Genomic DNA, 12,399 nt, shown 5'->3' on the forward strand with positions numbered 1-12,399 from the left:
GAGGGGATAGTCCTAGGGTCTGTTGCCGTTTCAGCACGACCGCGCCACAGCGGCAACAGGCCCTGGCTTCCAGCGCCTGGCTGAACGAGCTTTTCGAGGCCCGGAAACGACTCGGGGGAGCCAATGGCTCCCCCGAGTTCTACAGCATCGCGGATCAGTCTTCGCGATAACGACGCAGCTTCAGCGGCTTGCCGGCAACACGGGTGTCCTTGAGCTTGCTCAGCAGACGCTCGAGGCCATCTTCCGGCAGCTCGACCAGGCTGAAGCTCTCGCGGATCTGGATCCGACCGATCGCTTCACGAGCCAGACCACCTTCGTTGAGGATAGCGCCCAGCAGATTCTTGGCAGCGATGCCATCACGCGCACCCAGCGCGGTACGGCAACGCGCACGACCTTCGCCCAGCGGCATCGGCGCCCGGCGCTCGCGGGGATCGCTACGCTCACCACTGCGCTCGCCTTCACGCTCGCGACGCTCACGCGGAGCACCACCAACGCCCGGCACCAGCGGCTGCTCGCGCTCGACGCTGGCCAGATCCAGAGGCTGACCATTGGTAGCCTTTTTCAGCAGCGCAGCAGCCAGGGCACGTGGCGTGCAGCCGATGTCAGCGGTCAGGCGATCGAGCAGTTCACCATGGCTGGCCTCGGCATCGGCAACCAGCGGCGCCAGGCCATTGGTGAGTTTCTTGATGCGCGCATCGAGAACCTGCTGGCCGTTTGGCAGTTTGACTTCACCAACCTTCTGACCCGTTACGCGCTCGATCACCTGCAGCATGCGACGCTCGCGCGGCGTTACCAGCAGCAGCGCACGACCTTCGCGACCGGCACGGCCGGTACGACCGATACGGTGCACGTAGGACTCGGGGTCGTACGGCATGTCGACGTTGAATACGTGGGTGATACGCGGCACGTCGATACCACGGGCAGCGACGTCGGTAGCGACGACGATGTCCAGACGGCCATCCTTGAGGGACTCGATCACGCGCTCGCGCTGGTTCTGGGCGATGTCACCATTCAGGGCGGCAGCCTTGTAGCCTTTGGCTTCCAGCGCAGCGGCCAGATCCAGCGTCGCCTGCTTGGTACGCACGAAGGCGATCAGCGCGTCGAATTCTTCGACTTCCAGCAAGCGCAGTACGGCGTTGGTCTTCTGATCGGCATGGATCATCAGATGCGCCTGCTCGATACGCGAAACGGTCTGCGTCTTGGCCGCGATCTTGATGTGCTGCGGATCACGCAGGTGCTTTTCAGCGATGGCGCGGATCGAGTGCGGCAGGGTCGCGGAGAACAGCACGCTCTGGCGGCTTTTCGGCATGGCTTCGAAGATCACTTCGAGGTCATCCATGAAGCCCAGCTTGAGCATTTCGTCCGCTTCATCGAGCACCAGGTACTGGATGGTCGACAGCACTTTCTCGTCGCGACGCAGGTGGTCGACCAGACGGCCCGGGGTGGCAACGATAACCTGCGCGCCCTGGCGGATGGCCTTGAGTTGCGGGCCCATAGGTGCACCGCCGTAGACGGCGACCACGTTGAGGCCGGGCATCTGCTTGGAGTAGGTTTCAAACGCGGTGGCGACCTGCAAAGCCAGCTCGCGGGTCGGCGCCAGAATCAGTGCCTGGGGCTCGCGCTTGGCCGGATCGATTTTTGACAGGATCGGCAGCGCGAACGCCGCGGTCTTGCCGGTACCGGTCTGAGCCTGGCCGATCATGTCCTGGCCGGAGAGAATCACCGGAATGGCCTGGTACTGGATGGGCGAAGGCTCTTCGTAGCCGACGGCGGTCAGGGCGGAGAGAATATTGGCGTGAAGGCCGAGTGCGGCGAAGCCGCCGGTTTCCTGGGTCATGGGTCTGCCTCTAGTGCATCCGCAAAGACCCATGTTCCAAAGCTGCACATGCCATGTAGGACCTTGTGGGTCACCCTGGCAGCCATGTCGGCGGGGATTTGCGAAAACGTGGTGAAAAGTGAATCGTCAAGATAGCCCGCATTGCGGACTGGCTGCCGAAAATAGCTTCCGGGCGAGTTGCACTACTTGAACGTGGCCATGAATTGGCCGGCGCGTACTATACCGGAATTCATATAGACGTGTGCGTTTTTTCACACAATAAACAGTCCATTGCGGCGCGTCAGGCGACCTGCGGCATTGTGCCACGGGCCGTATTGCAGGTGGTCAGACCCTGCTCGTCAATTGCGCCTCGATGGCGGCTTTATCCACCACCGACCAGACTTCGGCGATCTTTCCGTCGCGAAACGCGTAGAACACGTTTTCGCTGAAAGCGACTTTGCGACCATTGACTGGCAGATCGAGAAAGCGGCCTTTCGGTGCGCAATGAAAATCCAGGCGACTGCCGATGGTCGATTCTTCACAAGTCAGCAGACGGATGTTGAAGCGCAGATCGGGGATTTCCTGAAAGTCGCGCTCGAGCCTCTCTCGGTAACCGGTGAGGCCCAGGCGACGACCATTGTGCACCGCGTCGTCGTGAACGAAATTCCCCAGGTTCACCCAGTCCTGACGATTCAGGCAGTCGATATAGGCGCGGTACACCGCCGGAAGGTCTTGCTCACTCATGGTAATACTCCGTCAGAATGGTTTACTGACAGTGCATACGCCGGTTAATTCCTGATTCAGCTGGCCATGCGCACGGCGTCGATCAATGGCTGCAGCGAATAACCCAGGCGCGCCTGCAAGGCTTCGGCGCGGCGGCTCACTGCCTCGCGGTCGAATTGCTGGTCCAGCTCGGCGGGCACCAGCACCACCACGTTGCCCTCGATCACCGGGCACTCCCAGTAATGCCGGTGATAGAGGCCACGCAGCAGCGCAGCACCCAGCGGCTTGCCGTCGTCACCGGCCCACTGGTTGATGATCAACCAGCCGCCCGGGTTGAGCTTGGCGCGGCAGTCATCGAGAAAGCGCCAGGCCAGATGACCGACACCCGGACCGGTGTCGGTATAGAGATCGACGAAGATCAGGTCGGCACTCTCCGCACTGGGCAGCAGCTCCATGGCATCACCGATGCGCATGGTCAGGCGCGGGTCGTCCTCCAATCCCAGGTATTCCATGGCCAGGCGTGGCACATCGGGGCGCAGCTCGATGGTTTCGACATCGTCGAGCGGCAGGAACTTCAGGCACGCCTGGGTCAGGTTGCCGGCCCCCAGGCCAAGGAACAACGCAGTCTCCGGTGCCTCGTGGCACAGCGCGCCAGCGAACATGGCGCGGGTGTAGTCGTACTCCAGCCAGCTTGGATCGGCAGTGAACACACAGCTCTGCTCGATCGACTCGCCGAACTCGAGAAAGCGGTATTCTCCGATTTCCACCACGCGGATAACGCCAAAGGCGTCGTGCACCTCGGCCAGCACGACCTCGTCCTTCATTTCCTCCACCGGAGGCAAGCCAGGCATACGCAGATTCTCCACCATCGCGTTCCCCGGCTCAGGCCGGGCTGGCATCGATTGTCGATGATCGCGCGCACTCAGGTCACGCGATAAATGCCTGACGATAGCCTCAGCGCGCCTTGGCACACCCGGCGATCGGTTACCATGACCGATCACCAACAAGAGATGCCGCCATGAGTCAGCCCTGGAGCCCCGATAGCTGGAGAGGCAAAGCCATCCAGCAACAACCTGTCTACCCGGATGCCGCGCAACTGAGCAAGGTCGAGCAGACCCTGGCCAGCTTCCCGCCGCTGGTGTTCGCCGGCGAGGCGCGGGAACTGCGCAAGCAGTTCGCCGAGGTGACCCAGGGCCGGGCGTTCCTGCTGCAGGGCGGCGATTGCGCGGAGAGCTTCGCCGAGTTCAGTGCGGCGAAGATCCGCGACACCTTCAAGGTGCTGCTGCAGATGGCCATCGTCATGACGTTCGCAGCTGGCTGCCCGGTGGTCAAAGTCGGGCGCATGGCCGGCCAGTTCGCCAAGCCGCGTTCGGCCAATGACGAAACCATCGACGGCGTCACCCTGCCCGCCTACCGTGGCGATATCGTCAACGGCATCGGCTTCGATCCGGTCAGCCGTGCTCCCGACCCTCAGCGCCTGCTGCAGGCCTATCACCAGTCCACTGCCTCACTGAACCTGTTGCGCGCCTTCGCCCAGGGCGGCTTCGCCGACCTGCATCAGGTCCACCAGTGGAACCTGGACTTCATCGCCAACTCGGCACTGGCTCAGAAGTATCACCAGCTGGCCGATCGCATCGACGAGACCCTGGCGTTCATGCGCGCCTGCGGCATGGACGGCGCGGCGCAGGTTCGCGAAACCAGCTTCTTCACCGCCCACGAAGCCCTGCTGCTCAACTACGAAGAAGCCTTCGTACGCCGCGACAGCCTGACTGGCGGCTTCTACGATTGCTCGGCACACATGCTGTGGATCGGCGATCGCACCCGCCAGGTGGACGGCGCCCATGTCGAATTCCTGCGCGGCGTGGGTAACCCCATCGGCGTCAAGGTTGGCCCGAGCATGACCGACGAGGACCTGATCCGCCTGATCGACATCCTCAACCCGGACAACGACCCAGGTCGCCTCAACCTGATCGTACGCATGGGCGCCGACAAGGTCGAAGCCGGCCTGCCACGCCTGATCCGCACCGTGCAGCGCGAGGGCCGCCAGGTACTGTGGAGCAGCGACCCGATGCACGGCAACACCATCAAGGCATCGAGCGGCTACAAGACCCGCGACTTCGCGCAGATTCTCGCTGAGGTTCGTCAGTTTTTCGCCGTGCACCATGCCGAAGGCAGCTATGCCGGCGGCATCCATATCGAGATGACCGGCCAGGACGTCACCGAGTGCATCGGCGGTGCCAAGCCGATCACCGAAGCCGGTCTGTCGGACCGTTATCACACCCATTGCGACCCGCGGATGAACGCCGATCAGTCTCTGGAACTGGCGTTCATGATTGCCGAGACGCTGAAACAGGTCCGCCGCTAGCGCGTTAGAGGCAACGGTGGGTCAGGCCACATTGATTCACCGTCATCAGCCCGCCTGAAGCTGCTTTAACCTGAACGAAGACAACCGACAGACGGTCTTCTGTACAGAGCCGATCGACACCGAGGCTCACCTATCCATAGAAGGAGTCGCACATGCCCTGGTATGCCTGGTTGATCCTGATTGTGGCGATCGGCTCCATCGTCGGTGGCCTGTTCATGCTGCGTGATACGGCGAAGAAACTGCCACTCAGCGACGAGCAACTGAAACGCATCCACGAGCGCAACGTCGAGCAGGATGCCAAGGACGCTCAGGATCGCTGATCCCATTCGAGCGCTGTAAACTGCGTCTCCGCTCAGGAGGCGCAATGCCCTTATCTCTTCGACTGCTATTGCCGCTTTGCCCCCTCGCCACCGGCGTGACCCTGGGCTTCATCGAGCCTGTGGGGCTGTCAGTCGCCTGCCTGTTCATCGCCCTGGTACTTGCCCCCAACCACCTGCCTGCGAGGATCCGGGACAGCCTGGTGATGATTGCCAGCCTGTTGCTGGCCGCGCACCTGCTGCCCGGCTTCGCCCCCTGGGTCCTGGGCGAGCCCGAGCGGATCAGCAGTGACGCACCGCCCTACCTGCTGCGCCTTTCGTGGGACAAACTGCTGGTGGGTTGCACCCTGCTCGCCTGGTGGCTCGGCCAGCCCTCGCGACACGGCGACAAGCCGATGCTGGCCGTGCCGGTGTATGCGGTGACGCTGCTGGCGGTCCCCGGTCTGGCATTGTCGCTGGGCGTGGTGGGCTGGCAGCCGAAGTGGCCCGACATGTTCTTGCCCTGGCTGATCATCAACCTCGGCGTGGCCGTATTGGCAGAGGAGTTGCTGTTTCGCGGCCTGCTGCAGAGACGTCTGGTCGAATGGCTGGGTACCTGGCCGGGGATTCTCTGCGCCTCCCTGCTGTTCGGCGCTGCACACATTCCCTTCAGCCCCTGGTTCGCCGTGGTGGCGACCGTCGCCGGGCTCGGCTACGGCGTGGTGTTTCACCTGACCGGCCGGCTGAGCGTGGCCATCGCGTTGCATGGCTTGGTCAACCTGCTGCACTTCACGCTGCTGAGCTACCCGCTGCGTATCAGCTGACCGCCACGGCCGGAAACCGGTACGCTGGGCGATTTTGCTCGTGCAGCCCTGCCTAACGGCGGAACTCGAAATGCAGCTCGGCACCCTCCACCGAATTGGAAAACTCGGTACCCGCCTCTCCGGTGAGCAACCTGCCACTCAGCTGGAAAGGGTTGAGCGAGGGTTTCTTCTCTTCGAAAAAAGCCGGCAGGATTGGCGCGATACCGTCATCCGCCGCACGGTTTTCAGCATCGAGCTGGGCAGCCAGTTCCTTCGGCAGGCTCAAATCGAGCTTGGTCTTGGGCGGCGCCGCCTGCACGACCTTCTGCGGTTTTTTCTCGGTCTTGGCTCGCTCTGCCGCCTTTTTGGCGGGCGCAGCACGCTTGGCTTCGTCTGCTGCATCTGCGGCCGGCGCCTGCACCGCTGGCGCCGCCTCTTCGGGTGCAGCCTTGGCCGGCTGCTCGGCGGGCTCGGCTGGCTTGTTCGGGGTCTGGCTGGCGGCGACCGCCGGCTCACTGTTCTTGCGCGGCGTCTCCCCGCCCTGGTCATCGGAACCACAGGCGCTCAGAAGCACGGCAAAAAATATCGGCAATAGGTAACGCATCGAGGTCATCGCGGCAGTTCACGCAGTTGCGGTTAAAGACTCATTCTAAAACGCCTGAAGAATAACGCCAGCCGGGCTGCCGAATGGCAGCACCGCCTGTCGATGCCCATCGATGCGTCAGGGTTGCGGCAAACGCAACAGCTCGGCCTCGACGTCCAGATCGGGGTACTGCTCTTTCAGGCGTGCCGCCCGCTGCTCGGCCTCCCCCCCTTCGCCGCGCGCCCGCAGATCGGCGATCTCACGCAGCGCGCTCGACACATTGCCCGGCAGTGGCGCCATCTTGGCCGTCATACGCGCGACGATCTTCGGCGCCTCGGCCGCTTCGCCCATCACCGAGCTCGAGGCGGGGCTTGGCGGTGCCTGCAACGCCATCGGCGCCGGGGCCTGACGCTGCATCACCGTGGGCGGCGCATCATAGGCAGGTGGAGCCTGCTCGAGCGTTTTCAGGCTCAGACCAAGCCCCAGCCCGAGCAACGCCAGGCACCCGAAGGCTGCCGACCAGCGCCCGCGCCCCGATGCGCCAGCCAACCAGCCCAACAAACGCTGCCAGGCGCTTTGCGCCTGTGGCTCGTGTGCTCTTGCGGCCTCGGCGGCGGCAGCCAGAATACGGGCATCGAGTGCCGACGACGGCCGCTGGCGATCGTACTGGCGCACGTGCCGCAGCAGGTCCTCGTCACCCTCGAAATCGTGCCGGTGATCGTTCATGGAGATACCTCTTCGGCCACGCTGAGCAGGCGACGCAGTTTCTGCATCGCATAGCGCAGGCGACTTTTAACCGTTTCTGCCGGCGTGTGGGTCAGCTCGGCAATCTCGTGCAATTCCAGGTCGGCGTGGGCGCGCAACAGAAAGACCTCGCGCTGCTCCGCGGGCAGGTCATCGAGTGCAGCCTGGATCCGCGCCTGATCCTGGCTGAGGCTCAGTTGCCGCTCAGGATCGGGATCGCCGCTGGGCTGATCATGCAGGTGCTCGTCGAACACGTCCTCGTGCTGCTGACGCTTGCCATGCTTGCGCCAGTGGTCGATCAGGCGGTTGCGGGCGATCTGGTAGAGCCAGGTCTTGAACAGCACTGCCACCTCGCGCTGCAGGGACTCGCTGCGGATCAGGCTCATCCAGGTGTCCTGGAATACCTCTTCGGCGACCGCGTGATCGCCGCACAAACCAAGCAGAAATCGAAACAGACCGAGGCGGTGCCGCTCGTAAAGCTGCGTGAACGACGCGGCATCGCCGCCCCGGTAGCGGCGCAACAACTCGGCATCGCCGGGCTCTACGGCGGTTGGGGGATTGGCGGTCACACTCAGTCGACTCCGGTAGCACGGGAATCGCCAGTTTGCAGGCTTTGCGCCAGTTCCACCAGTTGCACGAACTCGTTGCGCAGACCGAACGGATCGTCGCCACGACTGCCCCGCGCCAGCGCCGCCGTAGCGGCCCAGTCGAAGTTCCCGGTGTAGCGGCTCCCGCTCAGTTGCTGGGCGAAGGCTGCCACGGAGGCCGCGAAACGCAGGTCCTCACTGGCCTTGCTGATTGGCGTGTAGGACACAGGCGCCTCGATGGCCGTTTCCAGCAGGCGGCTGTGATTCTGCTCGGGCGTCTTGTAACGGATGCGCAGCCAGGCCAGCTCGCTGTCGCCCGAGCTCGCTTGCGCCGCCTGCCGATAGCGCAGCGGCTCCAGCCAGCCCTCGTTGCCGACCGGCACGATCTCGTACAGCGCTGTCACGCTGTGCCCGGCACCGATGTCGCCGGCATCGACCTTGTCGTTGCTGAAGTCTTCACGCTTCAGCGCGCGGTTCTCGTAACCGAGCAGGCGGTACTCGCTGACTCGAGCCGGGTTGAATTCGACCTGAACCTTCACATCCCGGGCGACCGTGGCCAGGGTCGAGCTGAGCTGTTCGACCAGCACCTTGCGCGCCTCGCGCAGGTTGTCGATGTAGGCGTAGTTGCCATCGCCAGCATCGGCCAACTGCTCCATGAGCCGCTCGTTGTAGTTGCCCGTACCGAACCCCAGGGTGGTCAGCGAGATACCGCTCCTGCGCTTGTCGGCAGCGAGCGCCTTGAGGCTCTCGAAGTCGCTGATGCCGACATTGAAGTCACCATCGGTGGCCAGCAGGATGCGATTGATGCCGCCTTCGATGAAGCCCTTCTGCGCCTGTTGGTAGGCGAGCTGAATGCCCGACTCCCCCGCCGTCGAACCGCCGGCCCGCAACTGCTCGATGGCTGCGCGGATAGCCCCCTTGCGCGAGCCGGACGTTGGCTCCAGTACCACGCTGGAGTCACCGGCATAGACCACCAGCGAGACGCGATCCTGGGCCCTTAATTGATCGACCAGCAGTTTCAGGGTGCTCTGCACCAGCGGCAGGCCCTCGGGGCGATCCATCGAACCGGATACATCGACCAGGAACACCAGGTTGGCGGCCGGCAACTCGGCGACTTGCAGGTCGGACGCCTTGACGGCGATGCGCAGCAAGCGGCTCTGCGGGTTCCAGGGCGTCACCGCCAGCTCGCTGCCGACCCCGAACGGTGCGGCACCTCTGGACATCGGATAGGCATAGGGAAAGTAATTGACCAGTTCCTCGAGGCGCACCGCCTCGGCCGGTGGGAGCCGCCCCTCGTTCAGGAAGCGCCGCACGTTGGCGTAGCTGCCGGTATCCACGTCGATGCTGAAGGTCGATACCGGTGCCTCGGCGACGGATTGCACGGGATTGGCGGCCAGACGCTGGTACTGCTCGCCGCTGGCCTCGGCGACCGACGCATGAGCCTGATCAGCGGCCAGTGGCGCTGCCATGCGCGTCATCATCGGTGCGGGACGAACCTGCTGCTGGATCGATGCCACTTCACTGACAGTTGGCGGCTCGCTGCGCGGCGCCTCGCTGGCATCTTCATGGCTGGCCGTGCAGGCCGTCAGCGACAGCACGACACCGCTGGCAAGGCCGCACAACAGAGGCTGGGCAATCATTTTCATGGTGCATCTCCTGGATCGAAAGAGTCGCTCTGATCCAGTAGACGCACGGCTGACCTGATTCGGGTTAACGCTAGAAGCTGCTGGCGGCTGCCTCCTGACAGAGCTGGCTGGCCAGCATGCCGAGGGTCATCAGGGCGCGCTCCGCTTCGCGGTTCCAGGGGATCCCGCAGTTGAGGCGCACGCAGTGGTTGAACTGCTCGGTGTTGCTGAAGATCAGCCCCGGGGCGATGCTGATACCCTGCTGCAAGGCGCTGACGTGCAGATCCTTGGTGTTGACCCGCGCCGGCAGACTGACCCAGAGAATGAAGCCGCCATTGGGCCGGGTAATCTGCGTACCCTCGGGGAAATACTGCTGCACCGCCAGCTGGAAGGCACTCAGGTTCTTGCGGTATTCCTGACGGATGTGCCGGAGATGACGGTCGTAGCCACCATTTTCCAGGTAAGCGGCCACCGCCATCTGGGTGACGCTGCAGGCCGAATGGGTGGTGAACATCTGCAGCCGCTGGATTTCGTCCTGATACTTGCCGGCAATGATCCAGCCGATGCGCACCCCAGGCGACAGGGTTTTGGAAAAGCTCGAGCAATACACCACACGCCCTTCCAGATCCCCGGCCTTGAGCGCCTTGGTGCGCCCCTGTTCGAACATCAATTCGCCGTAGATGTCGTCCTCGACGATCTGGATATCGAAGTCGCTGGCCAGGCGCAGCAGCTGTTTCTGCCGAGCCTCGGGAATGGTGCCACCCAGCGGGTTGCTCAGGCGCGCAGTAAGCACCAGCGCCTTGATCGGCCACTGGCTGGCAGCCAGTTGCAGGGCCTCGACGCTGATCCCGGTGGTGGGATCACTGGGAATCTCGATGACCTTGAGCCCGAGCAGATCGGCCAGTTGCAGCAAACCGTAATAGGTCGGCGACTCGGTGGCGATCAGGTCGCCGGGGCGCGTCAGCACCCGCAGGGACATCTGCAGGGCGTCCACGCAACCGTGGGTGATCACTACTTCGGAGGGATCGACCAGCACACCGGCATCGCGCATGCGGATCGCCACCTGGCGGCGCAGCGGTTCGAAACCGGGGCTGAACATGTAGCTGAAGGCGCGCGGGCTCTGGAAGCGAGTGACCTTGGCAAGCTGCTGATGCAGGGCGCGAACCGGCAGGTAGTCGACATGAGGCACCGCCGCCCCGAGGGGAAACACACCTTCTCTGCGCGCTTCGCCGAGCACCTGATTGATGATGCTGCTGCGCGTCACCAGGCCGGGCCGTTCGACCCGCGCGATATCCGGCGTATCGGCAGTCAGCGCAGGCGTCTGGTGCACGTAGAAGCCGGACTGCGGACGTGCCCGAATCAGGCCCAGGTCTTCCAGATTGGCATAGGCCTGCAGCACCGTGGCATGGCTGACGCTGAGCTGGGCGCTGAGCTTGCGCACCGATGGCACCCGCTCACCGGGCTGATAGACGCCACGACGGATATCATCCGCCAGCTGCTGAGCGATACGCTGATAGAGCAACAGATTGGTCATGGCCGCTTCATCCCGGGACTGAACCATAACAGTACTCCAACTGAATGTTTCTGTACCGGTACAGCCCTGAAATATCTCGACGATACAGCCGCTTGGTTCGGGAATGATCTTTCCAGGCCGCTGATGACGACCCGAGGGTAGAAGCCAGCGCAGACGGTCATGAAAAACCCCGCACTGGCAGTCAGCAGCGGGGTCCTGCGCCATGGTCTCTAGCGAGTCGCGCCCAGCCGCCCCTGCTCATCGGAGAACACGATCTCGACGCGACGGTTCTGCGCCTTGCCCTTGGCCGAAGCGTTTTCAGCCACCGGGAAGCTCTCGCCAAAGCCTTGCACCTCGATGCGCCCGGCATCGATGCCCAGATCGATCAGCGCATCGGCGACGGTCTGCGCGCGATCCCGAGACAGCTGCAGATTTTCCTCGCGCTTGCCGCTGCTGTCGGTGTAACCCTCTATGCGCAGCACGCGGCGCGGGTTCAGCTGCAGAAACTGCACGAGCTTCAACACGGTGCGATTGGCGCTGGTCTTGAGGTGCGCTTCGCCCGCGTCGAACAGCACGTCGCCGAGGGTCATCACCAGACCGCGGTCGGTCTGCGCAGTGGCCAGGCTGACGATCTGCTCTTCGAGCCAGGCATTCTGCTCCTGCACGCTGGTCAGCTTGGCTTCACGCAGCGCCAGTTGCAGCCGCTGACGCTCGAGCTCCAGGCGTGCAGCACGCTCCTGATCCAGAGCGAGCTGCGCATGCTCACGGGCAATCTCGCTGTAGCGCTGGCTCAGGTAGGCGTAATGGGCGACGTCGTCACCGCTGCCCCAATAGCCGGACAAGCGCTCGGCACGCCCAAGAGACTCGCCGGCACGAATGACATCCTTGGGCGCGCTACGCAGCACCTGAGGATCCTCCCTGACCGACTGGAAGCTGCTACGGGCAGCGTCGAGCGCAGCGCTGTGCTGGTCATCGAAACCGGCGCAACCGCTCAGAACGGCGCCAACCAGCGCCACGGCACTCATCCGCGACAGGCTCATGGCATGGCTCCCAACTGATCGCGAAGCCGCTTGATATGGCGGTTCAGCTCGGTCAATTGCGCCTGGCTGCGCAGCGTCAGCACCCGAGCCTCGGCCAGGCGCGCATCCAGCTCGGCCTGTTCGGCCTGAACACGAGCAGTGCGGTACGCCTCCTCGTCCATGGCCGAACGTGCCCGGGCAAGCTTGTCCTCGGCCTGGGTGAGCTCGGCGACGGTTTCGCCGGCAGCCACGGTACGGGCCTGCTCGATCACCTGTTCGGTGAGGCGCATCTGCTCCGAAGGTGCAGGGTCAGTGGCACAGCCTT

Annotated in this window: 13 protein-coding genes; 3 read left to right on the plus strand and 10 right to left on the minus strand. The window is 63.7% G+C overall.

Going from position 1 to position 12,399, the window contains the following annotated elements; genetic code table 11:
* Positions 1 to 154 precede the first annotated feature (154 nt).
* From ACT9T4_RS12440 to ACT9T4_RS12450, 3 genes are all read right to left on the minus strand, one after another.
* Positions 155 to 1,837 (minus strand): DEAD/DEAH box helicase, encoded by a 1,683-nt coding sequence (locus tag ACT9T4_RS12440; protein ID WP_444964374.1) that lies wholly within the window; start codon positions 1,835 to 1,837, stop codon positions 155 to 157.
* A 324-nt stretch (positions 1,838 to 2,161) separates the two neighbouring features.
* Positions 2,162 to 2,560, minus strand: a complete 399-nt coding sequence (locus ACT9T4_RS12445; RefSeq protein WP_499117208.1) for an ester cyclase — start codon at positions 2,558 to 2,560, stop codon at positions 2,162 to 2,164.
* Between the two features lie 56 nt (positions 2,561 to 2,616).
* Positions 2,617 to 3,390: a spermidine synthase gene (locus tag ACT9T4_RS12450; protein WP_156152820.1), complete on the minus strand. Its 774-nt coding sequence runs from the start codon at positions 3,388 to 3,390 to the stop codon at positions 2,617 to 2,619.
* 167 nt (positions 3,391 to 3,557) lie between these two features.
* Between ACT9T4_RS12450 and ACT9T4_RS12455 the strand changes: the two genes are divergently transcribed.
* The 3 genes from ACT9T4_RS12455 to ACT9T4_RS12465 all read left to right on the plus strand — a co-directional run bounded on the left by ACT9T4_RS12455 (position 3,558) and on the right by ACT9T4_RS12465 (position 6,024).
* Positions 3,558 to 4,904 carry a class II 3-deoxy-7-phosphoheptulonate synthase gene (locus ACT9T4_RS12455; protein ID WP_042556673.1) on the plus strand — a complete coding sequence of 449 codons (1,347 nt, stop codon included), beginning with the start codon at positions 3,558 to 3,560 and terminating at the stop codon, positions 4,902 to 4,904.
* A 152-nt stretch (positions 4,905 to 5,056) separates the two neighbouring features.
* The gene (locus tag ACT9T4_RS12460) at positions 5,057 to 5,224 is read left to right on the plus strand and encodes a DUF2897 family protein (RefSeq protein ID WP_082045928.1); all 168 of its coding nucleotides are present in this window, start codon (positions 5,057 to 5,059) and stop codon (positions 5,222 to 5,224) included.
* A gap of 44 nt (positions 5,225 to 5,268) precedes the next feature.
* Positions 5,269 to 6,024: a CPBP family intramembrane glutamic endopeptidase gene (locus ACT9T4_RS12465; protein WP_499117211.1), complete on the plus strand. Its 756-nt coding sequence runs from the start codon at positions 5,269 to 5,271 to the stop codon at positions 6,022 to 6,024.
* 52 nt (positions 6,025 to 6,076) lie between these two features.
* Here the strand turns inward: ACT9T4_RS12465 and ACT9T4_RS12470 are convergent, their stop codons facing one another.
* From ACT9T4_RS12470 to ACT9T4_RS12500, 7 genes are all read right to left on the minus strand, one after another.
* Positions 6,077 to 6,607, minus strand: coding sequence for a hypothetical protein (locus ACT9T4_RS12470; RefSeq protein ID WP_499117213.1), 531 nt, complete (start codon positions 6,605 to 6,607; stop codon positions 6,077 to 6,079).
* A gap of 117 nt (positions 6,608 to 6,724) precedes the next feature.
* Entirely contained in the window at positions 6,725 to 7,312 is a 588-nt protein-coding gene (locus ACT9T4_RS12475) for a hypothetical protein (RefSeq protein WP_042556675.1), read from the minus strand.
* Positions 7,309 to 7,899: an RNA polymerase sigma factor gene (locus ACT9T4_RS12480; RefSeq protein ID WP_042556676.1), complete on the minus strand. Its 591-nt coding sequence runs from the start codon at positions 7,897 to 7,899 to the stop codon at positions 7,309 to 7,311. The genes ACT9T4_RS12475 and ACT9T4_RS12480 overlap by 4 nt, the downstream gene beginning before the upstream one ends.
* Positions 7,900 to 7,901: 2 nt before the next feature.
* Entirely contained in the window at positions 7,902 to 9,563 is a 1,662-nt protein-coding gene (locus ACT9T4_RS12485) for a vWA domain-containing protein (RefSeq protein ID WP_499117216.1), read from the minus strand.
* Positions 9,564 to 9,633: 70 nt separating this feature from the next.
* Positions 9,634 to 11,076, minus strand: a complete 1,443-nt coding sequence (locus tag ACT9T4_RS12490; protein WP_042556721.1) for an aminotransferase-like domain-containing protein — start codon at positions 11,074 to 11,076, stop codon at positions 9,634 to 9,636.
* A gap of 209 nt (positions 11,077 to 11,285) precedes the next feature.
* On the minus strand, positions 11,286 to 12,095 hold the full coding sequence (locus ACT9T4_RS12495) for an OmpA family protein (protein WP_042556678.1): 810 nt from the start codon (positions 12,093 to 12,095) through the stop codon (positions 11,286 to 11,288).
* Positions 12,092 to 12,364 (minus strand): DUF4398 domain-containing protein, encoded by a 273-nt coding sequence (locus tag ACT9T4_RS12500; protein ID WP_179540036.1) that lies wholly within the window; start codon positions 12,362 to 12,364, stop codon positions 12,092 to 12,094. Before ACT9T4_RS12500 ends, ACT9T4_RS12495 begins: the two co-directional genes overlap by 4 nt.
* Positions 12,365 to 12,399 lie beyond the last annotated feature (35 nt).

This window comes from Pseudomonas sp. SZ40 (assembly GCF_052958135.1).